This is a genomic window from Novosphingobium sp. PP1Y, assembly GCF_000253255.1.
Lineage (GTDB): Bacteria > Pseudomonadota > Alphaproteobacteria > Sphingomonadales > Sphingomonadaceae > Novosphingobium.
This window is the reverse complement of sequence record NC_015583.1, coordinates 311,791-337,688: the sequence shown is the minus strand read 5'-3', so window position 1 is coordinate 337,688 and position 25,898 is coordinate 311,791. Positions and strand designations below refer to the sequence as shown.

The window sequence follows — 25,898 nt, the reverse complement described above, 5'->3', positions numbered from 1 at the left end:
AAGAGACATGGCCACATTTCCGAAGGGGTGCGCTCTGCTGTTTGGCGGCAGTGGTGGTATCGGACGAGGCGTTGCACGCACTTTTGCCGAGAGCGGCAGCGACATCGCGGTCGTCTACCGTTCGAAGCGCGATGTGGCCGATGAAGTGGCCGATCATGCCCGCGCGCAGGGCCGCGCGGCGAGCGTCCACGCTGCCGACGTGACAGACCCTGGGCAAGTGTGCGCCGCACTCGAGGCGGCGGTTGCCGAGCATGGCCGGGTCCACACCGTCGTGTGGGGGGCCGGACCGCTCGTGAACCAGCGCTACCTTGCTGAAACGCCGCTTGCGGAATGGCGCCATGCTTTCGAAGTTGAGGTCCATGGCTTCTTCACTGCCGCCCAAGCGGCAATTCCGCACATGCGCGAGCAGGGTGGCGGCAGCTTCGTCACGCTGGGATCGGCTGGCCATGACTGGTGGCCTGCACGCGACGGCATGTCCGTTGCGGTCAAGGCATCTAACGAGCAACTGGTGAAGGGCATCGCCAAGGAAGAAGGGCGCCACAACATTCGCGCCAACTCCGTGTTGGTGGGCGTGATCGATGCCGGTCAGCTTCATGAATTGACGCGGCAAGGCCAGTTCGACGAAGCTTGGGTGAACGAGACACACAAGCTGTTGTGCCTGAAACGTTGGGGCACGGCTGAAGAGATCGGTCACGCCTGTGTCTATTTTGCATCGAACGAGGGCGCATATACGACCGGCCAGTCCATCTCGGTCTCGGGCGGTTTCGGCGTCTGACCGCACGATCGGGCGTTCGGCCGATTTGACAGGCGGATATCGCCGGGGTGAAAAAGGCGCGACTCCGCCGTCGGACGCCGCGCGTCATTCCATTGAAATGTAATCAGAAAATCGGTTTCGAGAAGCGCAGTTTGCCGTCCGGTCCTGTCTGGTGAACTGTCGCTGCCGCACGCCCCGGCAATCCCTTCACGCGACCATCCCTGCAAGAGTTCGTCCAAGCACTGTTCAGAGTCTACGCAAATACGTCCCTAAAGTTGCTATTGATACAAGTTTGCGTAGGTGATAAACGAATCATCATGCAGTCCGGATAACCGGCGGCGGGAGAGAATGTACTGCGGAAGCCTGAATTTCGGGGAGCCTGTCCTTGCGTGACAGGGGCCGAAGCGGTTGCCTGAATAAGGGCTCTGCCGCCGCGAAAAACGGAGCGCTTTCCATCTCTTTTCCAACGACCGGCATGCCGACGAAGCAGGCGGTCTGCTGAAGTATTCAGAGAGGGAGAGTCGGAATGCATGATCTCAGCTGCGTTGGTGTCCTTAGTCGCCGGATGAGCAGCGCAATGCTTGCCGGGGTGGCATGGGGAGCCATTCTCGTACCGGGACAGGCCTGGGCACAGGATGCGCCGCAGGGTGCAAATGAAGCGGATCGCGGCATTGGCGAGATCATCGTTACCGCAAACCGCCGCGAGGAGCGCGGGCAGGACGTTCCGATCTCGATCACGGCCCTTTCTCCGCAGCGGCTCGAGCAGCAGAGCATCACCAAGGAGCAGGACCTTCAGGCCACCGTTCCCTCGCTCGTCGTCGGCCCGAATGGTCAGGGTTCGCGCGATTCCAACTCCTTCACCATTCGCGGGCAGGGCGCGACGTTCCAGGCATCGCCGGGCGTGGTCGTATACCTGAATGAAGTGCCGCTGGCTTCGGGCATCACGCTCAGCCAGCAGGGCGGTCCGGGCAACTTCGTCGACCTTGAGAACATGCAGGTCCTCGCCGGTCCGCAGGGCACCCTGTTCGGACGTAACACCACGGGCGGCGCCGTGCTGCTCGTCCCCAAGAAGCCCACCGATGAACTGGGCGGCTGGATCAAGGGCGAACTGGGCAACTACAAGCGCCGCAATGTCGAAGGCGCGGTCAACCTGCCGGTCGTCGAGGACAAGCTGTCCGTCCGCGTGGTCGGCGCCTATCACGACCGCGACGGCTACACGCGCGATGTGGTCTGGAACAAGGATCGCGACAACGAGCATTGGTATTCGGGCCGTATCGGCATTCTTGCGAAGCCGACCGACGCGATCCGCAACTACACGATGATCTTCGGTTCGAATTCGGACAACAATGGCGCTGGCCTGATTCATCGTGGTTTCAATATCGCTGGCCTGCAGGCGGTGGGCTTCTGCTCTGATCCGCCGAATCCCCTGAGCCCGATCGGCGTGCCCTGTGACGTGTATCGCGCCGCAACGGCGCAGGCTGATGCCCTAGGCACGCGTCAGACGGCTTTCTCTATCGACACCTTCTCCAAGACCAAGACCTGGGGGGCATCGAACACAACCGACATTGATCTGAGCGACGAAATTACCCTGCGCAATATCGTCAGCTACCAGAAAATGAAGGTCGGCTATCGCTACGATGGCGACGCGACTGTGCTGCAGCAGCACGACAACGATCCGGGCGTGCTGCCCGCGCCTGGCGTCGTCACTCTGCCGGGAACGACATTCCCGCTGACCTACATCAATGCGACTCTGGACCGTGAAACGCCGCGCGACAATTTCCGGACCTGGACCGAGGAACTGCAGCTTCAGGGCAACATGCTCGACGGCAAGTTGAACTGGACCATCGGCGGATTTTATTTCAACCAGAAGCCGGATGGCAGGCAGTCTACCAATTCGGTGGTATACTGCCCCGCGCTATACACCGGCTTCTGCACGGCAAATCACTCCGAGTACGGTAACAGCACGGTTTCCAAGGCGCTCTATGGGCAGGCCACCCTTGACTTCGGCGCTGTGTCTCCATCGCTCGATGGCCTTCGCCTGACCGGCGGTTATCGTCAGACCTGGGATCACGTCTCGGGCTTCGCCACGCAGTACAACTTCGATGCCTCGCTTCCTGCCGGCATGGTTATCTGCGGCAGGGATACCTCGCTTGTCGTGCCGCTCGAAACGGCTTTGCAGGACTGCCGCTTCGATGGTTCGAAAAAGACCAGTTCGCCCTCATGGCTGGTGGGTCTGGACTACAAGGTGACCTCCGGCGTGATGATCTACGGCAAGGTCAGCCATGGTTACAAGGCGGGTGGCTTCAATACCTATGCCGTCTATTTTGGAGAAAACGGCGATCCGGATACCCGGACATTCGATCCGGAAAAGGTCACCACCTATGAGGCCGGCTTCAAGTCGGACTTCCATCTGGGTACCGTGCCTTTCCGTCTGAACGTCACTGGCTATCATACCCAATACAAGGGCATCCAGCGTGCGACGGGAGACTATAACCCGAGGACCAATGTCAGCGGTGCGCGCACGCTTAACGCGGATGCCCGGATCAACGGCGTGGAAGTCGAAGCGATGATGCGTCCGTTTCCCGGCATCGAGATCGGCGGTAACTTCAGCTATACCGACGCGAAGTACAAGAAGTACGAGTATCAGACCGCTACCGGCGCCGTCGCCTGCAACGGCGTCATCGCTCCAGGAGGCATCGCGGATTCCTCGTGCCTCGATTTCCAGTATGTCTCGCCCTATATCTGGAGCTTCCATGTCGCGGCCGAACAGCCGCTGGGTGGAAACGCCGGCACCCTTTCCTTCTTCGCGAACTATTCGCACACTTCGCGTCAGTTCACCGAGGCGATCAACTTGCCCTCGCAGCAACCCGGCGCCTACCTTGAGCCGTTCGGCCTGCTTAACATGTCGCTCGACTGGAAGAATGTCTATGGCAGCGGTCTCGACGTGGGCGTCTTCGGCACCAACCTTGTCGACAAGAGCTACCGGATCTCCAATACCGACGTCTATCAGCAGGGCGCGCTGCTTTATTGGTCGACGCTCTATGGCGAGCCGCGCATGTACGGCCTGCGCCTGAAGTACACCTTCGGCGGCGGCTGATCCCCCATTTGATGCCCCGGCTCTGTACAAGGAGCCGGGGCCAGTTTCCTTTGCCGAAGTGGCCAATTTGTACATGATCAAAAGCCTCTGCGCCCTTGCCCGAAAGCCGGGGACCACACGCGGACAATTCCAGAGCTACTACGAAGAGAAACACGCTCCGCTCGCAGCCGGGCTGTTCCCGTTTTCAGGCTACGTGCGCAATCACCTGATCGATGCGCCGGACTTCGGATGGGACACGATAAGCGAATTCTGGAATGACGACATGGCGGGCACGGCCGCCCTGCTGGCAGGAACGGTCGGTGAGACCATGCGCGCCGATGAGGAACAATTCATGGACCGCACGAAGGTCGTTCCAGCGCGCGTCGAGGAAATCGTGCTGTCGCCGGGTGCCAGGGCAGATGCCCTCGGCCTGCGCTCGGCCCTGCTGGTCACGGGAACGCGGGCCAGCGCGGATATTCATGCGCAAGTAATTGAACAAGTGCGGGAACTGGCAGAACACTCCGAGGGTGTCTCGGTGGATCTGGTCGACACCGGCACCCAGTTCCCCGCGTCCGCGGTGATCTGGCTTCCGGGTGAGCCGAGCGCGCTTCCCGATCTGTCGGGCCTTGCGGTCACGGCTCTGCTGGTTCGGCGCTGTGGAACCGCGGTGACCGAACTGCTCGGCACGAGAAGGAGCTAGGAGATGCTGCCGCTTCAGGAAATTTCGGACCGCCTCGAGATTCAGGACCTGCTAGCCCGCTACAGCTTCGCGATCGACGAGCGCGACTGGGACGCACTGGACGAGGTCTTCACGTCCGACGCTGTGATAGACTATCGCGAGACCGGCGGCGCGCGCGGCACGCTGGCGCAAATCAAGGCGTGGCTGCCGCTGGCGATGGAACGCTTTCCGCTGTTCCAGCACATGGTTGCCACCACCAGGCTGGACCTCGACGGCGACCGTGCAACGAGCCGGACGATCCTGTTCAACCCGATGGTCTATCGCAAGGACGACGGCGCCGAGCAGGTGTTCTTCATTGGCCTCTGGTACCGCGACAAGCTCGTACGCACTGAAAAGGGCTGGAGGATCGCCGAGCGATACGAGGAAATGGGCTACGCGCACAACGTGCCGCAGATGCCTGCAATCCCGACAATCGATGACGTCCCGGATAGAATCTGATGGAGCAGGAAAACGCATGGACGGAATAACCACGGGCACGCGCAGGGCAATGGCGCTGCGCGGCTTCCTTTGCCAGAATGTCGTCGTTGGCGCTGCTTTCGGAGCTTTCGGCATCACCGTGCTGCCGGTGCAGGCGCATTTCGGAGTCGGGCGCGGCATGGCGACGTTCGGGCTGGCGCTCGCCGTCCTCGTCATGGGCGTGGGCGCGCCTCTGGCCGCAGGTGTCATCGGCCGTTTCGGGCTGCGCGTGGCAATCCTTGCGGGCGTGATCCTATCCGGGCTCGGCTATCTGGTTCTGGGCCTCGCACCGCTGCTGGGCGAGGCGGGCATGGGTCTGGTCCTGTTCGCCTATGCTCTGCCGATCGGTCTGGGTCTCGCTTTCGTTCCGTTCTCCTCGGCAATGCTGGCAAGCCGCTGGTTTCAGCCGAACCCGGGGCCTGCGCTCGGATTCGTGAGCATGCCCGTGCTCGTGGCGCTTCTGCCGGTCGCCGGAACGCCGGTTATCGCTGCGCTGGGATTGAGTTCCTTCTATTTCCTGCTGGCGGGACTTCATCTCCTCCTGCTGCCTCTGGCCCTCGGGATTGGTGAGCCACTGGCCGGTGTCAGTGGGCTCGGGCATGACGATACACCTGCGCTGGCGATGCGCACGATCTTCAGGCGCCCGGCCTTCTGGGTGCTTGTCTGCGGTGCGGGAACGCTGACGTCCGTTGGCATCACCGGCATGACGCACCTCGTCGCTTTCGGTGTGGAGCGCGGGCTTTCCGATCAGCATGCGGCGCTTCTTGTTACATTCACTGGCGGGGCCAGCGTGGCTGGTTCGCTGGTGGTCGGCATGCTCTGCGGATGGCTGGGCGCGGCGCGCACGCTGGCACTGATCGGCGTGCTCACCGCCCTGGGATGGAGCGCGCTGCTGGCGACGTCCGACCTTCCGGTCATGGTCTCCGTCGTCCTTCTGATCGGAGCGGGGGGCGCGGGGGTGTTCCCGGCCGTCAATGTCCTTGCGGGGCAGGTCTTCGGTCTTGCGGCCTTGCACCGGGTGATCGGCCTCTATGCCATCGCGAATCTGCCATTTACTTTCGCCCTGCCGCCGCTTTCGGGCGTCTTGCATGACGTGGCGGGCGGTTATGCGCCGGTTGCGGGAATGCTGATTGCCGCGTCATTCGCGGTCTCGATGCTGTTCTTCGCCTTTTCGCTCGCCAGCGGCCGTCCTTTGGCCGTGGCCGAGCCGGCCTGATGGCTCACCGAGGAGGATATTCATGATCCGCATCGCAATTCCAGCAGATCAGGGACACGATCCTTATGGTTTCGCCGCAAGGAACCATGCCCGTACCATCATGGCGGCAGCGGACGCCTTCTCCAAGGCGGTCTATCGCGATTCCATCCTGACTTTGCGTGAGTTCGAGGGCGGGCGTTCACGTATCGCCCAGATCAACGGGTGCATCATCTGCCAGCAATTTCGCGCTGCGCGCGATGCGAGCGCGATGTTCGCCGCGACCGGGCAGCGCGCGGACCATCTCGTGATCGACAATGGACCGGCGCCGGATGAGGCATTCTACGCAGAGGTGGAGAGCTGGCGCGAGGCGAAGGTGTTCTCCGACCGCGAGCGCCTAGCGATCGAGTTCGCCGAACGTTTCGCCCAAGAGCCGAAGGTCCTCGCCCAAGACGAAGAGTATTGGACCCGCGCACATGCGCTGTTCAGCGATGCCGAAATCGTCGACCTTTCGCACTGCGTTGCCGCCTGGATCGGGCTTGGCAGGATTGCCCATGTGCTGGGCTTCGACAGCATCTGCATGCCTTTCGCATCGGCCGATTGAGGACAGGTTTCAAGGGAAGGTTGGATTGATGGAAGGCAGGCTGAATGGGCGCGTCGCTCTCGTCACGGGCGCGGCTGACGGTATCGGTCACGGCACGGCGCGGCGCATGGCGGCCGAAGGTGCCTCGGTGTTGGTCGTGGATTTCGATGCCGAGCGGGGCAGGCATGTCGCTGCGGAACTGCGCGAGATGGGTGCCGGGGCGGAATTCATCGCTTGCGACGTGACCGACAGGGCGCAAGTCTTCGCCGCCGTCGAGCGGTGCGTGGAGCGTTTCGGCAAGATCGATATTCTCGTCAACAATGCCTATCGCGGGCAGGGGCAGGCGCGGATCGAGGCCAAGACCGATGCCATTTTCGCCAGCGCCATGGACATGTGCCTCTATGCCGCGAAATGGTCGATGGAGGCAGCCTTCCCAATCATGCGCAAGCAGGGCTGGGGGCGGATCATCAATGTCGCCTCGCTCAACGGCGTCAACGCCCACATGGGCACGGCGGAATACAACGCGGGCAAGGAGGCCCTGCGCGCCTATTCGCGCACGGCAGCGCGGGAGTGGGCTGCCCACGGGATCTGCGTGAACATCGTCTGCCCGGCAGCAAAGTCGGCATCCTATCGACGCTTCGAGGAAATGCAGCCGCAAGTCGCCGCCGCGACTGCCGCCGCCAATCCGATGGGTCGCATGGGCGATCCGGAGGCCGACGTCGGGGGTGTCATGGTATTCCTTGCCAGCGAGGATGCGCGCTACCTGACCGGCAATACGCTGTTTGTGGATGGCGGAGGCCACATCAACGGCGTGCCCTGGGTGCCGGACCTCGGCCCGGAGGACTAAGGCAGCATCAGCCCAGGTCGCCCGATCCCGCCGACAGGATCGCGGGATCGCCGGCGTGCGTCTGCCAGTTCGCGTCGCGCCTTACGATGCGCCAGCCTTCCGGACGTCGCTCCCAGCAGTCGATATATTCGCCGTTCGAATCGAACACCGCACCAGCCGCATCGCCAGCACGCTGGTGGCGGGCCTGCACGTAGGAGCGGCTGACGGCGCGATCACCGGCAAGGTCTACCGTCACGCTGCCGATCAGGTGCTGGGTGGGGCCGCAATTGTCGAGAAAGCGGGTCATGTTGTCGCGAAGTGCGGCGAGCCCCTTGCGCTCTTCGCCGGTGCCGTAATCGAACGCGACGTCCTGCGCGAAGACATCGCCGAGCGCGTTCCAGTCCTTGCTGTCGAGTACGCGGGCAAAGCGGGCCAGGCCGCGCATGATCGCCCGCTCGTCGATGAGGGCGCGCAGCGCCGGATCGGCAGCCGCTGAAGGCAGCGGCGAGGCGCGTTCGTCGACGAGGTACATGCGGGTGCAGTCCCGGTCGAACAGGTTTTCCTCATCCTCGGCGATCTTTCGGGCGATGTCGGGTTCAGCCGAGCGGGCCAGGAACCGGTCGCAGGCGGTGCGGTCGGCGAGGGCGATTTCGGTCATGACGTCGAAATCCGGCGGCGCGGCGCCGGGAGAAGCGAAGGCGCTTTCGCCTCGCAGGTAGTTTCGGCGGTAGTCCTGTATGCCGGGCAGCAGGGAGAGGATCAGCGGGGCATGGCGGGTTTCGTAGTACGCGACGAAAGCCTCATGCGACATTCCTTCGCGGCGCTTGAGCAACGCGACGTACTTGATCGTCAATGTCCTTCTCCCTCTTTTGCCGGGCGGATCAATCGTCCTGAAAGCTGCACACGACCCTGATCGCCTCGCCTGACTTCATCAGCGCGAAGCCTTCGTTCACTTTTTCCATCGGCAGGCGATGAGTTACGAGGTCATCGAGGTTGAGCTGCCCATCCGCATAGTGATCGAGCAAGTGCGGCAGTTCGCTGCGGCCCTTTACGTTGCCCATGAAGGAGCCCTTGACGGTGCGGCCCAGTTGCAGGGCAAAGGGCGTGACTCTCATCACTTCGCCGTCGGGCGGCACGCCCAGCACGGTACAGCAGCCCCAGCCGACGCGGGTGCAGTCGAACGCCTGTTCCATGAGGCCGGCATGGCCGACGCATTCGAAGGCATGGTCGACCCCGCCATCGGTAAGGGCGCGGATCGCGGTGACGGGTTCGGTTTCCCTGGAATTGACGAAGTCGGTCATGCCGAAACGCTGCCCCTGCGCCTCGCGCTCGGGATTGATGTCGACGCCGATGATGCGCGAGGCCCCTGCCAGCCGCGCGCCCTGCACGACATTCAGGCCAATGCCGCCAAGACCGAAGACGGCGACGCTGTCGCCTTTGGCAACGCGCGCCGTGTGGATCGCCGCGCCGACGCCGGTCGCGACCGAACAGCCGATCGTGCAGGCGAGGTGAAAAGGCACATCCTTGCGGATTTTCGCGACGTTGCGCTCCTTCATCACCACGAATTGCGCCAGCGAGCCGACGCCCGAATAGGCCCAGACCGGCTTGCCGTTCAGCGAGAAGCGGGTCTCCTGCGTGGCGATCTCGGCAAGGAACAACTCGCATAAGTTGGTCTTGCCGGAGAGACAGTTGCGACACCTTCCGCATTCCCCCAGGGCAACGGCAATGGCGTGATCGCCCACCGCGACGCTGGTAACGGCCGAGCCGACCGCGCGCACGATGCCTGCCCCTTCGTGGCCGACGACCACGGGGAAGGGATAAGGCGCGGCCTTGCCCTCGAGTTGGCTCAGGTCGCTGTGACACAGACCGTTCGCCATGATCTCGATCAGCACTTCGTCCTCGCCGGGCGGGGCGAGATCCAGTTCCTCGCGCACGAGCGGCTGGTTCGGAGAGTGGCAGACCATGGCTGCGACCTTCATCGGGCTTGCTCCTCGGGAAGCTTGGCTGGTGAGGGCGCCGCGATGCCGCGGATCATGTCGGCTGCCTTCTCGGCGATCATGGCGACCGGGATTGCGGTATTGCCGCCGGGCAGGTGCGGCATCACCGAGGCATCGACGACGCGCAGGCGATCGATGCCGTGGACTTTGAGGTCAGGGTCGACGACCGCACGCGGATCGCTGCCCATGCGGGCGGTGCCGACGGAATGGTAGTCCGCCTCGGCGCTGGCGCGGACAAAGGCGTCGATCTCCTCGTCGCTCTGGACCTGCCGGCCGGGGGCGAGTTCCTCGCCCCGCATGGGATCGAAGGCACTCTGGGCGAATATCCGGCGCGCGATCTTCACGCCTTCGCGCATGACGCGCCGGTCGTTTTCGGTGCCGAGGTAGTTCTGGTCGATGACCGGGGCGGCGTCCGCATCGGCGCTGGCCAGCGTGACGGAGCCGCGCGCCTCGGGCCGGGCGACGTTGATATGGGCGTAGAAGCCGTGACTGGGCATGAGCGTACGGCCGTTATTGCTCGTCAGCGCCGTGACCAGCAGCATCTTGATGTCGGGTTCGTCGAGCGCCGGGTCGGATCTCACGAAAGCGGCGACGGACATGCCGGTCGAGGCAAGGGGGCCGCTGCGCAGCAGGAGGTAGCGTCCCATCGCCAGCGAGCCGTAGACCGGATTGAGGTAGCGCAGCATCGACCACGGCTTCGTCGAGCGGCGCTTCACATGGGCGGCGAGGTGGTCCTGAAGGTCCTGTCCAACGCCGGGCATGTCACGCACGACGGGGAGGCCATGCGTAGCCAGATGCCCTGCAGGACCGATGCCCGACAGCATCAGGAGATGCGGTGAATTGATCGCGCCTGCCGAAAGGATCACTTCGGCGCGGGCGGCAATCGTGCTGTCCTGTCCGTTCCTGCGCACCATGATGCCGGTAGCGCAGCCATTCTCGATCAGGACCTTGCGGGTCTGCGTCTTGGTCAGGACGGTGAGGTTCGCACGCTTCATCGCGGGGCGCAGGTAGGCGCTGGAGGCGCTGCATCGCCGGCCCTTGTGGACCGTCAGGTCGACCGCGCCGAAGCCGTCGCGCCTCGCGCCGTTGAGGTCGGGATTGCGATGGTAGCCGGCCTCGGCGCCCGCTGCGAGGAAGGCCCTGGCGAACGGGTGGTCCTGATCGCCGCGCGTGACGTGGATGGGGCCATCCTGCCCGTGCCACGCGTCGTTTGCAGGATGGAACGTCTCCAACCTGCGGAAATAGGGCAGCACTTCGGCGAAGGACCAGCCGGAATTGCCTGCCTGCGCCCAGCGATCGTAGTCCGAATGCATTCCCCGGTCGTAGGCCATGCCGTTGATCGAGGAGCCGCCGCCCAGCACTTTGCCGCGCGGCAGGTAGAGCACTCGCCCGTCGAGATGCGCTTGCGGCGCGGACATGTATTTCCAAGCATGGCTGCCCGACATCATGATCGGCAGCAGCCCGCCCGGCGCAGCGATCAGGGGGCTGCCATCGCGTCCGCCCGCTTCGACGAGAAGGACCGTTACCCGCGGGTCTTCCGACAGGCGCGCCGCCAGGACACAGCCCGCAACGCCTCCACCGACGATGACGTAATCGAACTGTGTTGCATTCGCGCTCATTGTCCCGACTCTGAAATTGCCCGGGCGGCGCGGCGGCCCGAATAGATGCAGTCGGCGTAGGAGAGGCCGCTGACGTAGAGGTTGGAGCAGATGCCCACTGCGTTGCGCCCCGCTGCGTAGAGGCCGGGCACGATGTCCTCGCCCTCACGCCTCCGGACCGCGCCGCTCTTCTCGTCGACGGAGAGGCCGCCCACGGTCATGCAGGCAATGGGGAACATGCGCGCGTCGACGGAGGCGTCGATGGCATAGTAGGGCCCCCTATCGAGTACGGCCATTTCGTCAGGTGACTTGTGGAAACGGTCGGGCTTCTCGCCGCGTGCGGCGCGGTTGTAGGCCGCTATGTTGGCCGCCAGTAAGGCAGGATCGCAGCCCAACTTCGCGGCAAGCGCCGCTGGCGTGGGGCCCTTTTCCGCGGCGAAGAAGGCATTGACGAGCGTGATGTCGCGCTGGAAGCCCAGCACGCCTTCGCCGAAGGCATCGCGCAGCGACTGGCGGAACAGCTTGCGGTCCATGATGATGTAGCCGCGCCCGCCGTTGCGTTCGACCATCTCATCGCCGATGCGCGCGCCGTACCATGTCTCGTTGCAATATCGCTCGCCCCTCCCGTTGACGAGCAGGGCCTGTCCCCATGCGCGCGGCGGGGACAGGAAGCGCCACGCGGAGACGCGCTCCATCAGCGCGGTCTTCCCGCCGGCCGAGACGCCCAGCATGATACCGCTGCCATTGTCTCCCAGGGTGCCGTTGGGCAGACCGGCCGAATAGTCGGGCGCGAAATGGCGGACCATGTCCGGGTTGCAGATGAAGCCGCCCGCGCTCAGTACGACGCCGCGGCGGGCGCGGACCCACGCACTGGTGCGGCCTGCGGCTGCAAGCGCCTTGGCCTTGGCGAGGTGGCGGTAGCCGATGGCGAAAGTCAGCCGTGCGCCGGGAAACGTGGGCGAAAGCATCGCTATCCACTTGTTCGCCGCGGCGATGTGCCGCGAATAGCGTTTGCGAATGGCGGGGTCGATGAAACGCTCGACCCGCACGCCGATCACCCGTCCGCTGCTGTCGAGGGCAAGCTGGCGGGCTTCGGTCTGGGTGTGGATTACGAGACCGCGGTTCAGCGCTGCCTGCCTGAGCGGTTCCCAGATGCCCGCGCCGAGTCCCCAGGGTTTGCCGCCATTGCGCCGCACGGTCCGGTGACCGCGCGCGGCGGGCGGGGTCAGGTCGCGGAACGGTCCGGCAAGGCTGCTGTCGGGGTGGTAAAGGAACTTGTCGAGCGGCGGGTACGAGGTCTTTTTCGGCCAATAGCTTGCCTCGAACGGTGCGCCGTGGCGCTGCAACCATTCGACGGTGCCGGCGCTCTGCTCGCAGAAGTCGCGCAGGGTCTCGGGCGAGACGACATCGCCCACTTCGTAGCGCAGGTAGTCTTCCATGCGCTGCGCATCGTCGGAAATGCCTGCCTCGCGCTGGATCGGCGTGCCGCCTCCCGCATAGAAGACGCCGCCGTTCGCCGCCGACGATCCGCCGCCGTCATATTGGTCGAGTGCAATGACCGAGAGCCCGCGCTCCAACCCTTCCAGCGCCGCTGCCACGCCTGCGCCGCCAAGGCCGACGACGATCATGTCCGCCGCTTCATCCCAGTCGTGCGTTTCGGGATCTTCGAGCGTCAGCGGCGCGTCGATCGACAGCCCCCAGTCGCGGATATCGCGCCCGGCCTCAGGGACGGACGCTTCCGGCCGCAGACCCCACGGGCTGGGGGGCATGAAATCCGCCGGCACGTTCATTGCGCGCGGACCTTGACCTTGGGCGCGCCCTTGCCGCGCCGCATCGTCTCGATGAACTTGTCGAGTGGGGCTGGCTCGGCCACCGGGCCGCCATGATCGCCCGAGCGCGCCCAGAACTCCTCATAGCTGGGGAACAGCTTGTGAAAGTTGCCCTCGGCCCATTCGGTATCGGGCCAGCGCATCTTGCTGTCGCCGATGGGCGGCCTGTTGAGGTCGGTGGCGTACCAGTAGAGCGGCAGGCGTCGCGCGAAGTACCAGCGGTCATCCTGACGCACGTAGTCGTCGACGTACATCATCTGCATGATGACCCATTCGTCGCCGGTCTCGTGCTCGTTCTTGGAATAGACGATGCCGTGGGCGTGGTCGGCGTCATCGAACTCGATGATGTGCCCGCCGATGTGATGCGACGTTCCGGTGAAGGGCGAGCGTAGCGTTCCGTCCATGTATTCGCGCAGGGCAAGACGGCCGCTCGTCTCGCGCCCGACCCGTACATCGGTGGGGAACAGCGAGACCATCGCGTCCATGTCGCGCATGTCGAGTGCGAGGGCATACTTGGCGGGAAGCTGGCGAATCGCGTCCAGAGATTCGAGCCGGTCGAGTCGTGCTTCGATGGTGCGTGCGGTCACGCGATTATCCTCTCGTTCAAAATCGCATTTTGCGTAGCATAATGCTGACATATTCTCCGTGTTAGACAATCAGCTTGCCCATTCTGTCAAGAAAACATAATTAGGCTGGTATGAATGTTACGCGATGGCCGGAGTGGCCGTTGCCTGGAGGAGGATGTAATGAGGAAGTTTCTTGGCACCACTGCGCTGTTGACGGGCGTGCTTGCCGCCGCCGTTCCAGCCTTTGCGCAGGATGTCGCCGCCCAGCAGGGAGGCGCCGATGAAGATTATGGAATCGGCGCCATCGTCGTGACCGCCCAGAAGCGGTCCGAGAATATCCAGGATGTGCCCATCGCGATTTCGGCGGTTAGCGAGCAGTACCTTGAAAGCCGCGGCGTCGATTCGATCGACAAGCTGGGCACCATCGCCCCCAACGTGAAGATCGAGCGCGCGCCGTCGTCGAAGACCATTTCGCAGATTTCGATCCGCGGCTCGGTCACGATCAACCCGGCGATCACCTGGGAACCTGCGGTCGGCCTCTATCTTGACGGCGTCTACATCGCTAAGGCGCAAGGCTCGATCTTCGACATCGCCGACCTCGAGCGCGTGGAAGTCCTGCGTGGCCCGCAGGGAACGCTCTACGGTCGCAACGCGCTGGCCGGCGCGGTCAACCTCGTCACCAAGAAGCCAAGCGGCATAGCCGGTGGCTCTGCCGATGTGACTTACGGCAGCTTCGACGAGTGGAAGTTCCGCGGAGTGCTCGACCTGCCGCGCACGGGCATCTTCTCGGCGAAGATTTCGGGTCAGTACCGCAAGCGCAACGGCGTGATCGACCTCGTCGCCGATCCCTTCGATACCCCCGGCTCCTCGTTGCCCAAACGCAGCAAGACCGACTCGATCAAGTCGGGCAGCTTCATGGTGCAGGTCCGCGCCGAGATTTCGGACGACATTACCGCCGATTACACATTCGACTATTCGAAGAACAAGCAGACCCCGCCGTTTTCGCAGCTCCTGCGCGTCAACCGTAATGGCGATCCGCGCGACATCTTCGACCCGAATTCGGCAGGCTACGCTTTCGGCGGCGCGTTTTTCCCGCTCAACCTCTATACCAACCCGGATCGCGTCAGCACGGCCTCGATCGACGGCGACGTCTACGAGGATTCGCGCAGCTACGGCCACGCGCTGACGGTGACGGCGAACCTTGGAGCGGCCGAACTGAAGTCGATCACCGCCTACCGCGATCTTGCGTGGAAGGACGGGCTTGACCTCGACGGCTCGCCGTTGCCGGTGGCCTTCACCCAGCGCCTGACCGACTACCACGCTTTCAGCCAGGAGCTTCAGGTGACCGGCGAGGCTATGTCGGACAAGCTGAAGTACGTCGTCGGCGCGTTCTACTTCTCGGAGAAGGCCGAGACGCAGAATCCGCAGTCCTATTTTGGCGGCGCGACCGACCTGACCTCGGACTATGGCTCGCACACCAAGGCGTTCGCGCTCTATGCGCAGCTCGACTACAAGCTGACCGATGCCCTCAAGCTGACGCTGGGTGCTCGCTACACGTACGAGAAGAAGGACATCGCGCGCTTCTTCCGCATCAACTACGATGCGTCGCAGGGCATCACGGCACCGACCGTCATCGCCGACCTGCCTTACGGCACGTTCCCGGATGCGAAGTACAACAACTTCTCGCCCGCAGCGACGCTCAGCTATGAAGTGAACCCGGACGTGAACGTCTACGCCCGCTTCGCGCGCGGCTTCAAGTCGGGCGGCTTCAATGGCGAGACCAACGTGTTCTTCGATCCGGCGGCTCCAGCCGGGTGCCCGGCCGGCGCGACCGAACTGTGCCAGCCCTATCGCCCCGAAAAGGTCGACAGCTACGAACTTGGCGTCAAGACCAAGCTGATCGGCAACGATCTGGTCTTCAACGTCGCGGCCTTCCGGGACGAGCACAAGGATATGCAGCTTGCGGTCTTCACCGCCGGTCTTGGCGCGGCTTCTGTCGTGCGTAATGCCGGTGCCGCGCGCATCCAGGGCCTTGAGTTCGAACTCGTAGCCCGTCCGGTCGCTGGCGTGACGATCAACGGATCGCTCGCTTTCCTCGACCCCAAGTACAAGACCTTCATCGACGGCGGCGTAAATGTGGCCGACAACCGCGCTTTCCCGCATGCCCCGAAGACGACGGCGGCAGCCGGGATCGACTGGCGCGTGGTGGAAGGCGATTGGGGCAAGCTGAACCTCTACGGGGACGTCAGCTACGTCTCGAAATACTACACCTTCCCCTATCCGCTCGACAGCGCGACGGATTCCGACCTGAACGCGCACAACACGCGCTCGCCGGGCCGCACTATCGTGAACCTGCGCGCCACGGTTTCGGAGATCCGGCTGGGCGGCGTCGAGGCATCGCTTTCGGGCTTCGTGCGCAACCTGACCAAGGAAGACAGCCCCAGCAATTTCATCGACTTCGGTGCCGGCTTCGGCGGTATGACTTTGGGCTACTTCCCCGAACCGCGTACTTACGGGGTGACCGCAGGCGTAAAGTTCTGAGGTAAGACAAGAAAGAGGAGAGGATCGTAATGCTGTTCGCAGGCAAGAAGGCGCTCATAACCGGCGCGGCATCGGGGATCGGCCGGGCAACCGCGATCCGCTTTGCCGAAGAAGGCGCGCAAGTGACCATCGGTGATCGCAATCTTGCGGGGCTGGAGGAGACGGCGGCGATGATGGCGACCAGGCCTGTCGTCCAGCATTACGATGCCATGGACCACGCTTCTTCGCGGCGGCTTGTCGAAGTCGCCGCGAAGGATGGGCTCGACATCCTTTGCAATATCTCCGGCCTGCTCAAGTGGGGACCGTCGGATACGTTTGCACTTGAGGATTTCGAGCAGCTCATGACGATCAATGCGACGAGCGTATTCGTCCTGTGCCAGGCGGCGCTGCCGTATCTGGTCAAGTCGAAGGGCAATATCGTCAACACGGCTTCGACCGCTGCGCTTCAGGGGATCGCCTATACGATTGCCTACTCGGCTTCGAAGCATGCCGTGGCCGCCATAACCAAGGGGTTGGCGATCGAATACGGATCGCGCGGCGTTCGCGTCAACGCGATCTGTCCCGGCCACGTCGAGACGCCGATGACGCAGACCCCTCCGCCGGCGGGTGACGTGGACTGGACGCTCGTCATGCGCAATTCGCCCAAGCTGGAGAACGGCTCGTGCGCCCCTGAGGACATCGCCGAGATGTTCGCCTTTCTTGCCAGCGACAAGGCGCGCAAGGTCACCGGCTCGCTGTTTACCGTGGACGGGGGGCAACTGGCGGGGTGAGCAGGACGCGGGCAGCTTCCTGTCCGTCGAGCAGGGCGTTGGCGCGGTGAACCACGCGCCAGCCATCGCTCCTGCGCTCCAGCATCCAGCGGTTGGCGGAGACGCGATGGACTTCGAATCGCCCTGCGCTTTTTCCAGCCACATGTCGCATGACGACGCTGTGGCCGCGCGCGATCGCGCGGTCGCCGTCGAGATCGATCGCCACCGGGCCAAGCAGATGCGCGCAGCCATCGGCCATGAGGCCGCGATGCACCGGCCCGTCGATCATTCCGGCAATCGCCTCATGTCCCTTGGCCGAGGCGAAGCCGACCACTTCATATTCGCCGCCTTCGCTCCACAATTGCGCAAGCGCCTGCGCCTTGCCGCTGTCGGCGAGGGGGCCGTAGTTCGCGATCAGGGCGCGGATTGCCTCAAGGTCTTCGAGGCGTTGCAGGCGTGCGGCGATGGATTCGAGCGAATGGGTCATGAATCCCTTCGTGCCGGTTCGGGCCGGCATGAGAAAGTTGAAAAACCGGGAGAGCGACGATGAATGAAATACCGACCGGGCACGGCAAGCTGGGCCATGTGTGGCGCGAATTCTGCGACCGCCTGGCAGATGCCGGCGAAGTGCTGATGCACGACGCGGCGCCGTCCACGGCGATCGACCAGGCCGAAGGGCTGCGTTACCTCTCGCGCCTGACGCGAACCGCGCTCAACATGCTGGTCGACAGTGCCGATCCCGATTTTCCGCGCCTGTTCCTGCTCTGCGATGACAAGATCAAGATCGGTGCCGACAACCCCGACAACCTCTATCAGCAATGCGTCGTCAGCCCTGACCGCGAGTACCGGATCACCGGCAAGCGCAACTCGGTTCCCTATTTCTCGATCGGCAGCAAGGCCAACCGCTATGCCACTGAAGGGACGATGGTTTCCACAGGCGAAATCGAGTTCGCCGACATGGAATTCGGCCCCGGCGGCACATTCGAGATCGTCGCCAGCAAGGACCGGAAGCCCGGAAACTGGCTGCCGATGTCGGACGACACCTCGCTGTTGATCGTGCGGCAGACTTTCGACGACAAGAAGACCCAGGTTCCCGCCGAAGTGCAGGTCGAGCGGATCGGGCAAGGGCCGGCGGTGCCGGGCATCCTGTCTCCCGAGATCATCGAAAAGCAGTTGCTGGGCGCGGCGCAGTGGGTACGCGGTACGGCCAGCACGTTTGCCGACTGGTCCGAGTGGTTCAAGGCGCAGCCGAACCGGATCTTCGACGGCGACCAGTCGATCTTCTACCGCGCTGGCGGCGATCCCAATATCTGGTACGGGCACCTCTACTTCGACCTCGCTCCCGGCGAGGCTTTGGTGATCCGGGCCATGCCGCCCGAATGCCGCATGTGGAACTTCCAGCTCGACAACTGGTGGATGGAATCGCTCGATCACGTCAACAACCCGCGTGTATGGCTCAACAACACCATGGCGAAATACGAGGACGACGGCAGCGTAGTCGTCGTCTGCGCCGATGCGGACCCGGGCTTCGGCAACTGGATCGACCTTGCCGGGCACCGTTCGGGAACCGCCTTGTGGCGCTGGATTGGTGCCAGTGAGTTCCCGGTCCCGCAGGTGGAAGTGGTGAAGTTCTGAAAAGGCTGGGCGTCGCGCTGGGCTCGATCGGGGTGCCCGCTCATGCTCACATCTCCACGACGGACAGGACGTGGTTCTCGTATCCGGGGAAGACGTAATCGAGTTCGATCACCATGGAATCGCCGAGCTGGCCCGCGCGCAGGATGTCGGTTTCGATGAAGGCCTGTACGCCGTTCGCGCCATAGGCGAAACGCGTGCAGTCACCGTAGAGCGGTGAGGTATCGAGGCGTGCATCGACTTCCGGATTGCCGGGGCGGGCACGGTTGAGCCCGAACTTCAGGCGCCCCTTGATGTCGGGATCGCTTTCGCTGCGCTGCTTGAGGTCAAGCACGATGCGTTCGAGGTCTTCCAAAGATTCCAGCAGGAAGCCGAAGTGAAAGCTCGCCTCGAAGTCGCTCTCCATCATGGCGCGCATGTCCTTGACGGCCTGGTGTTCGTCTGCCGTACCCACGCCCAGTGTCTCGTGAATGGCCTCGATCAGCTTGCGCTGGGGCTCCGGCAGGCAGGAGAGATAGACGATGCCGTCGGCCCGCGCGAAGTGATCGGCACCAATCACGAAGCGGTAGAAATTGCCGCCGGGCAGGTGCAGGACCTGCGTTTCCTCAAGGCCCAGCAGGCCAAGCAATTTGGCTGCGACAGGACCGTCTGCTTCCGTGCCGTAGTGCAGGGCGATGTGTCCCATGCTGCGGCCCGGCGCGGCCTTGTTCCGGTCGGTTTCGGTGCTCGTCTGCATTTTTGGCGCTCCTCTCACTTATGGGCTGGTCTGTGCTTTGCGCTTCAGTTCCGGTCCCGGGCGGCACGCCGTTCGCGTTCGGCCGCTTCTTCGCCGCGCAGGCGCACGGCAATGGCGTTCGATTGCACGCGCTTGCGATCAGGTTCCGGCGCAGCGAGCGGTTCGACTTCCAACATGTCGGTCAGCGCCTCGCGCGCAAGGCGCTGGTATTCGCCCTTCCCGTCGTTCTTCCAGGTGACCTGATGCGCCTCGAAGGTCCTGACCACTCTGGCCGGGTTACCCGCGACAAGGCTGCGCGGCGGGATCACCGTATCCGACTTGACCAGTGAAAGCGCGGCGACAAGGCTTTCCTCGCCGATCTCCGCCCCGTCGAGCACGACGGCGTTCATGCCGATCAGCGCGTTGCTCCCGATGATACAGCCGTGGATGATCGCGCCGTGCGCCAGGGTCGCGCCGCGACCGATGACGGTATCGCGCAGCGACGAGACATGGATCGTGGTCGAATCTTGAACGCTCGTATCGCCCTCGATGACGATGCGTCCGAAATCGCCTCGCAGCGACGCGCCGGGGCCAATGAAGCATCCGGGTCCGACGATCACGTCACCGATGAGCGAGGCGAGCGGGTGGACGAAGCTTGCGGTATCCACGACCGGAACGATTCCCTGAAAAGCGTAACACGGCATGAGATGACATTCCCTTCGGGCCGATTTTTGCGAATTACTTCCCGAACATATCGACGCAATAGATGATTGTGAAACCGTATTGTGAAGCATATGCGTAATTATTAAATGCACCAATCCTTCAATTGCGCTAGATGGCAATCATGCGCCTGTCTCTCGATCACATCACGGCGGTAGATGCCGACCCGGTCCAGCTTGCCGAAACGGCAAGCGCTGCAGGCTGCGCGGGCATATGCCTCTTCATGCAGTCGATGGACGTTCTGCCGCTGATGCCGCGGTTCGATCTCTGCAGCGACCGATCGGCGCGCAAGGATCTGTCCCGCAGACTGGCTGACCTCGGTCTTTCGCTCGACCTTGCCTATCCCTTCACGCTTGCAGGACGCAGCGATGTCGGGGCCTTTGCACCTGCGCTCGAATGCGCGGCAGAACTCGGGGCGGGGCTGGTCAATGTGCTGTGCTACGACCGAGTACCTGCGCGCCGCACGGACAAGTTCGGCGCCTTTTGCGACCTTGCGGCGCGCTACGACCTGCGGGTAGGCATTGAATTCTATCCCCCGTCGCAAGTGCACTTGCTCGCCGATGCGCTTGCCCTCGCAATGGCGATAGACAGGCCGGGACAGGTGGGCGTCAACGTCGATCTCCTGCACCTGATGCGTTCTGGCGGGACGGTGGCGGAGCTTGCCGCAGCGCCGCAGCAGTTCATTCTCTATGGCCAGTTGGGCGATGGGCCAGCGCAGTGTGACTGCGGCGACCTCGATGCGGAGGCCTCTTCCGCGAGGCTTCTTCCGGGCGAAGGCGTGTTCGACCTTGCAGGTTTCGTTCGGGCCCTGCCGCCCGACTGTCCGATCAGTGTCGAAATTCCGCGCAATCATGCACTCCTTGCAGGGGAAACGCGTGAGCAGCGCGTGCGTCGCGCGGTGGATAGCGTTCGCGGGGCTTTGGCCAAGACCTGAGCCTGGGCGCGCGGTGACCGATCAGCCGCGAAGCTGCGCGAGTTCCCCGGCCGAGAGCTTGACTTTCGCCGCCTTGACGCCTTCCTCGACGCGCTCGGGGCTGGAGGCGCCGAAGACCGGGATCGTCTGCAAAGGCTGATTGACGAGGTAGCCGAGCACGATCTCGTTGATCGACACGCCGTGTTCGGCCGCGAGTTCCTGCGCTGCCGCGAAACGCCGGTCATTGTCCTGATTGCCATAGCGCGCGGCCAGCATGTCCGCGACTGCGCCCTTTTCCCGCATGGCGAAGTAGCCGCCACTGGTCGCGGCATAGGCGATCATCGGCATGGTTTCGTGGAGTGCCTCGTATTCGCCCTCGTAGTAGTGCTGGTAGCCCTGCCGGGTCGCCGCCTCGACGTCGGGCTTGGCCAGGCCCCAGAACGTCTCGGAGGCGACGAAGCCGGGCTTGCCTGCGGATTTGGCGTAGGCATTGGCTTCGACAATGCGATCGGCGGCCCAGTTCGACGCGGCATAGTGACGGATACGGCCTGCCGCTTGATGTTCGGCCAGCGCGTCGATCAGTTCCTGCACCGGGACATCGGGATCGTCCATGTGCAGGAAGTAGAGGTCGATCGTCCCGGTGCCGAGGTGGTCAAGGCTCTCGCCGAGATCCTTCGCAATGTCCTGTGGGTTCACGCGCATCCGGTAATCGCCCGCGCGTGCATCGAACATGCCGCCCTTCGTAGCGATGACGAGATCGGAGCGGTTGCCCCGGCTCTTCATCCATGCGCCGATGGCCCTTTCGCTGGCGCCGGCGGGAATGCCGGGAATCCAGTCGCCGTAAATGCGTGCGCTATCGAGGAAATTGCCGCCAAGCTCGACGAACCGGTCGAGAATGGCATTGGCGCTCTCCTGATCGATGGCCGATCCCAGCATGTTGGTGCCATAGCAAAGGACACTGACGGAGAGATCGGTGCTGCCGAGGGGCGTTCTTGAAAGCATGTCAGATTGTCTCCGCGTCAGGGTTCAGACGGTCTCATCCCACTCAATCAGGTGCGAGATGTCGGTGCGCGCTTCGGGCTTGCGACCGGTCCGGGCAAGATAATGGGTGGTGATCTTCGCGGCCGGGTCGATGGGCTGAACCACTTCGATGACACGGTCGTACTCGGTCCGGCTGAGTTTCCACACGCCGCCCTCGCAGAGGTATTCGTCGCGGTAGATGGCACTGCCGTAAGTGTGGGTACCGGCCTCGATGTCGATGAAGATGTCCTCGAGGTACCAGATGCCCTTCGCGGTGTTGTCGCCGGTCAGGGTGATCTCGGGCATGTGCCCGTGATGCATCGCGAGAGCCCCCGAGTGGAAGGAGTTCGCCAGGAATTCGAGCATGTTCGCCCGTCCGGCCAGCGCCACCTTATAGGTACCGCCGCGATATTCGACCATGATGTCCTCGGTGAACATGCCTGCCAGAAGGTCCATGTCCGCCGTATCGATGGCGCGGAAATAGCGATGCTTGAGGATCTTGATCGCTTCCAGGTCACTCAGTTGTTGCAGGGTATATGCCATTGTTTCAGCTTTCCTCTTCGGCGGCGAACATGGCCTCTGCACGGGCCTTCAGCGCGCGTGCGCTGTCATCGAAGGCGCGCTTGATCCAGGGGCCGGCGAAGCGATGGACGTGAATGCCATTGGCGCCGAGAAAGGCGTCGGTGGAATGGTAGCGGCAGGAATTTTCGCCCGTCGCCTCGATCACCTGATCGCGCCTCGCAGGGTAGGGCCAGGCCTCGCTATGCACCATTTCCCAGCTCAGCAGCTTCTCGGGCTCGAAGCCGCAGATATATTCGCAGTTCGGTACAAGTGAGCCGGGCGCGGCGTAGTTGACCAGCGTCATCTCCACGGCCGCGCCCATTTCCAGCGTCGAAGCGGCGCGCACGCAGAACGGGTTCCATTCGGCATAGCGCGGCACGTCGGTCAGGATTGCCCAGACGATTCGGGCAGGGGCGGCGATCTCGACCGTCTCGCTGACGGTGACGGCCTCGGGATCGAAGCCGCTGACGGGATCTTCGGCGAGGGTGGGGGCGCACCTCATCCAGTCCAGCATGTCGTTCCTCCTTCAGACCGCGACCCAGTCGCCGCCGTTCACGTCGAGAGCGGCGCCGGTGATCTCGCTCGCATAATCGGACAGGAGGAAGTAGACCGCCTTGGCGCAGTCCGCGTCGGGTGGAATGTGACCGACGGGAATTTCCGAGCTGCGCTGCTGGCGGAACGCCTCAGCGCCATCGCCGAGCGACTGGATGTACTGTTCGAGCGGCGCACCCATCATCCAGCCCATCAGCGCGGTGTTGACGCGGATGCCGGTTCCGGTGAGTTCCACGGCAAGCTGGCGGCTCATCTGGTTGAGCGCCGCCTTGGCCATGGCATAGCCGCCTTCGCCCGGCATCGGCTTGCGGCTGGCGAGCGTCGAGACGTTGACGATCGCGCCTTTCTTCTGCTCGCGCATGGTTGGGATTACGGCCTGAGCCATGCGCACGCCGCCGACCGCGATCACATCCATGGCCGTGAGTAGCTGTTCGATGGAATGGGTGTCTAGTTCGGTCCAGTCCGGGTGGTAGTAGGCCGAGTTGACGAGTCCGTCGATCCGGCCCCACTTGTCGAGCGCGGCCTTGGCGAGGGCGTTGCACTGGTCGGTCTGGGCGACGTCGCAGGGAACGGCGATAGCCTCGCCGCCTGCCTCAAGGATATCATGCGCAATGGCCTCGATGGCCTCGCGCGAACGGGCGGAGACGACGACTTTCGCGCCTTCCCTGCCAGCGCCCCGGCACATGGCCTGGCCCATCCCGGGGCCCGCACCGGTGATGATGACGACTTTATCCTGAAGGATCATGTTGTTCTCTCCCATTTTGTTCTGATTTGGCGTGCGTCGAAGGTCTGGGCTACGAGCCGGCAGCCCTCGATCCGGCGCGGCGGCCGAAGAAGGTGCAGTCGGCAAGGCTCATGCCAGAGCTGTAGCCATGGCCCCATGCCGGCAGCCCGGAGGTGCAGCGCCCTGCCGCGAAGAGGCCGGAGACGGGGTGGCCAGCGCGGTCGAGGACTTCGCCGTCCACGCTGGTGCGCAGGCCGCCGAGCGTGAAGAAGCTGAAGTAACTGTCCATGAAATCGAGTTCGAGCGCGACGAAGGGGCCTTCCTCAAGCGGCGTCAGGATCGGCGTGCGCTTGCCGAAGAGCGGGTCGCAGCCTTTGCGTGCATGGCGGTTGTAGAACGCCATCGTCGCCGAAAGCGTGCCCTCTGGCATCTCCAGTTCGGCTTCGACTTCTTCCCAGGTTTCGCCTGTGGCGGCAATGCGCATCTGGGCAATGTCCAGCGGCTGCGAGAAATGCGCGCAGTCCAGCAGCAGGTAGACCTTGCCGCCGGGCTGGTCGACTGCGCAGCGGCTGACGCGGCCATGGTAGCAGTCCTCATTGACGAAGCGCTGGCCCGCGACATTGACGAAGACGCCCTTGGCGTGCGGTTCGGGCATGGTCCAGGGGCAGGTTGTGAAGAACTGCTCCATGTGGATGGCATCGCCGCCCGCGCCCATGCCCAGCAGGATGCCGGTCCCGTCGTCCTTGTCGCCGATCGGGGCGTTGATGCTGAAGGTTTCGGGGCAATATTTGCGGCGCATCTCTTCGTTGAACACGAAGCCGCCGGTTGCGAGGACGACGCCTCTGGCCGCTTTCACGTAGCGGTTCCGGTTGTCGATGCGGAAGACGGCGCCAACGATCCGCTCACCGTCGGCGATCAGCGCCACGGCGCGAGCATCGGCCACGACCTCGACGCCGAGATCGCGCGCGCGCGCTTCAAGAATGTCGATCAGCGGGCGACCGCCGCCCCAGCCTGCGTGCTGGATGACATGGCCGCGCGGGGCGGGAGTCGCGATATCGCAAAAGGGCTGCGCCGCCTCGCTGCCCGACCAGATCAGCGTGGAATCGTCGACTGGCTCGATGTGCTTTCCGGGCAGGTAGTTGCCGCGATATGGCACGCCCTGAGCCTTGAGCCAATCGTAGTGCGAGAGCGACTGCTCGGCGTAGAGATCGCACTTCGCCTCGTCCGCGTAGGGGCCGCCCGCCGCCTTGAGGTAGGCGGCAAGCGCTTCGGTCGTATCCTCGAAGCCGGCGGCGCGCTGGGCGTCGGTGCCCCCGCCGATGTAGATCTCGCCGCCGGACAGCGCCGATGCACCGCCGCTGCCGGAATTGCGTTCGAACACCATGACCCTGGCACCGGCGTCGGCAGCCTCGATGGCGGCGCAGGCCCCGGCCGCGCCGAAGCCGATGACAACGACCTGGGTTTCAAAGTCCCAGGCAGGAACTTGCGAAGCCGGGAAGGGGCGGTGCAATGAAATGTCCGTCACAGGCGAGGGGTCTCCAACAGGGCGCGGGTGCGGGCGGCTTCGGCAACTTCCCGGCCCATGGCGCGGAGCATGGTGTCGATCTTTTCGTCGAGGCAGCGGCCATCGCCATCGAACATGGGCTGGGATGTGTTGATCGCAACGCCGAGCGGAGTATTCCAGCCCCTGAGTGCATGGACGATGCCGCGCAGGGTCGTCAGTGTCATGACCGCGCCTTGCCAACCGGCGCCGGTCGCGACCGCCCCGACCGGGCGTCCGTGGAAATAGGGCCACTCATCCTTGGACATGTCCTCGACATAATCGAGCGCGTTCTTGACGAGGCCGGAGATGGTGCCGTGATAGCCGGGCGAGCCGATGATGACGCCGTCGGCGCGGCGCAGGGAAGCGATAAGGTGCTGTGCCGCCGGAGTGCGTTCCTTGCGCTCCCACGCATAGATCGGCAGTTCGAGTTCCGGCCCGCTGATCAGCAGGGTTTCGGCCCCGCCCGCCGCCGCGCCTTCCAGCGCGATGCGCAGCGCCTTTTCGGTACTGCTGTTCGCGCTGGTGGTGCCGCCGAGCGCCACGACGAAGGTGGGGCGATCCGCTTCCACGCCCGCGCTGGCAAGCTCGATGGCCTTGTCCAGTGTGGTCATC

General features: G+C 63.8%; 25 protein-coding genes. 11 read left to right on the top strand and 14 right to left on the bottom strand.

What is annotated here, in order from left to right; all coding sequences use genetic code 11:
- Window positions 1-7 precede the first annotated feature (7 nt).
- The 7 genes from PP1Y_RS02515 to PP1Y_RS02485 all read left to right on the top strand — a co-directional run bounded on the left by PP1Y_RS02515 (window position 8) and on the right by PP1Y_RS02485 (window position 7,647).
- Window positions 8-775, top strand: a complete 768-nt coding sequence (locus tag PP1Y_RS02515) for an SDR family NAD(P)-dependent oxidoreductase (RefSeq protein ID WP_013836537.1) — start codon at window positions 8-10, stop codon at window positions 773-775.
- 505 nt (window positions 776-1,280) lie between these two features.
- A complete protein-coding gene (locus PP1Y_RS02510) occupies window positions 1,281-3,851 on the top strand; it encodes a TonB-dependent receptor (protein WP_013836536.1) in 2,571 nt (856 codons plus the stop codon).
- A gap of 73 nt (window positions 3,852-3,924) precedes the next feature.
- Window positions 3,925-4,530 (top strand): EthD domain-containing protein, encoded by a 606-nt coding sequence (locus tag PP1Y_RS24550; RefSeq protein ID WP_013836535.1) that lies wholly within the window; start codon window positions 3,925-3,927, stop codon window positions 4,528-4,530.
- Window positions 4,531-4,533: 3 nt separating this feature from the next.
- Window positions 4,534-5,007 carry a nuclear transport factor 2 family protein gene (locus PP1Y_RS02500; RefSeq protein ID WP_013836534.1) on the top strand — a complete coding sequence of 158 codons (474 nt, stop codon included), beginning with the start codon at window positions 4,534-4,536 and terminating at the stop codon, window positions 5,005-5,007.
- A gap of 16 nt (window positions 5,008-5,023) precedes the next feature.
- On the top strand, window positions 5,024-6,241 hold the full coding sequence (locus PP1Y_RS02495; RefSeq protein ID WP_013836533.1) for an MFS transporter: 1,218 nt from the start codon (window positions 5,024-5,026) through the stop codon (window positions 6,239-6,241).
- 22 nt (window positions 6,242-6,263) lie between these two features.
- Window positions 6,264-6,821, top strand: coding sequence for a carboxymuconolactone decarboxylase family protein (locus PP1Y_RS02490; protein ID WP_013836532.1), 558 nt, complete (start codon window positions 6,264-6,266; stop codon window positions 6,819-6,821).
- Between the two features lie 28 nt (window positions 6,822-6,849).
- On the top strand, window positions 6,850-7,647 hold the full coding sequence (locus PP1Y_RS02485) for an SDR family NAD(P)-dependent oxidoreductase (RefSeq protein ID WP_013836531.1): 798 nt from the start codon (window positions 6,850-6,852) through the stop codon (window positions 7,645-7,647).
- 7 nt (window positions 7,648-7,654) lie between these two features.
- Here the strand turns inward: PP1Y_RS02485 and PP1Y_RS25165 are convergent, their stop codons facing one another.
- Genes PP1Y_RS25165 through PP1Y_RS02455 form a run of 5 tightly spaced genes read right to left on the bottom strand, consistent with a single transcriptional unit; the run spans window position 7,655 to window position 13,637 of the window.
- Window positions 7,655-8,479 carry a nuclear transport factor 2 family protein gene (locus PP1Y_RS25165; protein WP_232512312.1) on the bottom strand — a complete coding sequence of 275 codons (825 nt, stop codon included), beginning with the start codon at window positions 8,477-8,479 and terminating at the stop codon, window positions 7,655-7,657.
- A 28-nt stretch (window positions 8,480-8,507) separates the two neighbouring features.
- A complete protein-coding gene (locus PP1Y_RS02470) occupies window positions 8,508-9,605 on the bottom strand; it encodes a zinc-binding dehydrogenase (protein ID WP_013836529.1) in 1,098 nt (365 codons plus the stop codon).
- Window positions 9,602-11,242 (bottom strand): choline dehydrogenase, encoded by a 1,641-nt coding sequence (locus PP1Y_RS02465; protein WP_013836528.1) that lies wholly within the window; start codon window positions 11,240-11,242, stop codon window positions 9,602-9,604. The genes PP1Y_RS02470 and PP1Y_RS02465 overlap by 4 nt, the downstream gene beginning before the upstream one ends.
- Window positions 11,239-13,011, bottom strand: coding sequence for an FAD-binding protein (locus PP1Y_RS02460; RefSeq protein WP_148274791.1), 1,773 nt, complete (start codon window positions 13,009-13,011; stop codon window positions 11,239-11,241). The genes PP1Y_RS02465 and PP1Y_RS02460 overlap by 4 nt, the downstream gene beginning before the upstream one ends.
- Complete coding sequence (locus tag PP1Y_RS02455; protein WP_041558244.1) at window positions 13,008-13,637, bottom strand: nuclear transport factor 2 family protein; 630 nt, start codon at window positions 13,635-13,637, stop codon at window positions 13,008-13,010. Before PP1Y_RS02455 ends, PP1Y_RS02460 begins: the two co-directional genes overlap by 4 nt.
- 159 nt (window positions 13,638-13,796) lie before the next feature.
- On the opposite strand from PP1Y_RS02455, the gene PP1Y_RS02450 reads away from it, so the two are divergent.
- Together PP1Y_RS02450 and PP1Y_RS02445 are read left to right on the top strand one after the other, a co-directional pair.
- Window positions 13,797-16,157, top strand: coding sequence for a TonB-dependent receptor (locus tag PP1Y_RS02450; protein ID WP_013836525.1), 2,361 nt, complete (start codon window positions 13,797-13,799; stop codon window positions 16,155-16,157).
- Between the two features lie 29 nt (window positions 16,158-16,186).
- The gene (locus tag PP1Y_RS02445; RefSeq protein WP_013836524.1) at window positions 16,187-16,927 is read left to right on the top strand and encodes an SDR family NAD(P)-dependent oxidoreductase; all 741 of its coding nucleotides are present in this window, start codon (window positions 16,187-16,189) and stop codon (window positions 16,925-16,927) included.
- Here PP1Y_RS02445 and PP1Y_RS02440 read toward each other — a convergent pair.
- Window positions 16,896-17,393, bottom strand: coding sequence for a nuclear transport factor 2 family protein (locus PP1Y_RS02440; RefSeq protein ID WP_041558502.1), 498 nt, complete (start codon window positions 17,391-17,393; stop codon window positions 16,896-16,898). The genes PP1Y_RS02445 and PP1Y_RS02440 overlap by 32 nt on opposite strands.
- Window positions 17,394-17,452: 59 nt before the next feature.
- Between PP1Y_RS02440 and PP1Y_RS02435 the strand changes: the two genes are divergently transcribed.
- Entirely contained in the window at window positions 17,453-18,541 is a 1,089-nt protein-coding gene (locus PP1Y_RS02435) for a hypothetical protein (protein ID WP_013836522.1), read from the top strand.
- Window positions 18,542-18,587: 46 nt separating this feature from the next.
- On the opposite strand, the gene PP1Y_RS02430 is transcribed toward PP1Y_RS02435, so the two are convergent.
- Both PP1Y_RS02430 and PP1Y_RS02425 read right to left on the bottom strand, forming a co-directional pair.
- Complete coding sequence (locus PP1Y_RS02430) at window positions 18,588-19,274, bottom strand: hypothetical protein (RefSeq protein ID WP_013836521.1); 687 nt, start codon at window positions 19,272-19,274, stop codon at window positions 18,588-18,590.
- Between the two features lie 44 nt (window positions 19,275-19,318).
- Window positions 19,319-19,957, bottom strand: coding sequence for a gamma carbonic anhydrase family protein (locus tag PP1Y_RS02425; protein WP_013836520.1), 639 nt, complete (start codon window positions 19,955-19,957; stop codon window positions 19,319-19,321).
- A gap of 140 nt (window positions 19,958-20,097) precedes the next feature.
- Here PP1Y_RS02425 and PP1Y_RS02420 point away from each other — a divergent pair, with 140 nt between their 5' ends.
- On the top strand, window positions 20,098-20,907 hold the full coding sequence (locus PP1Y_RS02420; protein WP_148274790.1) for a sugar phosphate isomerase/epimerase: 810 nt from the start codon (window positions 20,098-20,100) through the stop codon (window positions 20,905-20,907).
- A 21-nt stretch (window positions 20,908-20,928) separates the two neighbouring features.
- On the opposite strand, the gene PP1Y_RS02415 is transcribed toward PP1Y_RS02420, so the two are convergent.
- From PP1Y_RS02415 to PP1Y_RS02390, 6 genes are read right to left on the bottom strand one after another with little or no spacing between them, the layout of a single operon-like run.
- Window positions 20,929-21,888, bottom strand: a complete 960-nt coding sequence (locus tag PP1Y_RS02415) for an aldo/keto reductase (RefSeq protein WP_013836518.1) — start codon at window positions 21,886-21,888, stop codon at window positions 20,929-20,931.
- A gap of 24 nt (window positions 21,889-21,912) precedes the next feature.
- On the bottom strand, window positions 21,913-22,449 hold the full coding sequence (locus tag PP1Y_RS02410) for a nuclear transport factor 2 family protein (RefSeq protein ID WP_013836517.1): 537 nt from the start codon (window positions 22,447-22,449) through the stop codon (window positions 21,913-21,915).
- 4 nt (window positions 22,450-22,453) lie between these two features.
- Window positions 22,454-22,981 (bottom strand): SRPBCC domain-containing protein, encoded by a 528-nt coding sequence (locus tag PP1Y_RS02405; protein ID WP_013836516.1) that lies wholly within the window; start codon window positions 22,979-22,981, stop codon window positions 22,454-22,456.
- Between the two features lie 12 nt (window positions 22,982-22,993).
- The gene (locus tag PP1Y_RS02400) at window positions 22,994-23,764 is read right to left on the bottom strand and encodes an SDR family oxidoreductase (RefSeq protein ID WP_041558499.1); all 771 of its coding nucleotides are present in this window, start codon (window positions 23,762-23,764) and stop codon (window positions 22,994-22,996) included.
- Between the two features lie 49 nt (window positions 23,765-23,813).
- Window positions 23,814-25,268, bottom strand: a complete 1,455-nt coding sequence (locus PP1Y_RS02395) for an FAD-dependent oxidoreductase (RefSeq protein ID WP_013836514.1) — start codon at window positions 25,266-25,268, stop codon at window positions 23,814-23,816.
- Window positions 25,265-25,897 carry an NADPH-dependent FMN reductase gene (locus PP1Y_RS02390; RefSeq protein WP_013836513.1) on the bottom strand — a complete coding sequence of 211 codons (633 nt, stop codon included), beginning with the start codon at window positions 25,895-25,897 and terminating at the stop codon, window positions 25,265-25,267. The genes PP1Y_RS02395 and PP1Y_RS02390 overlap by 4 nt, the downstream gene beginning before the upstream one ends.
- Window position 25,898 lies beyond the last annotated feature (1 nt).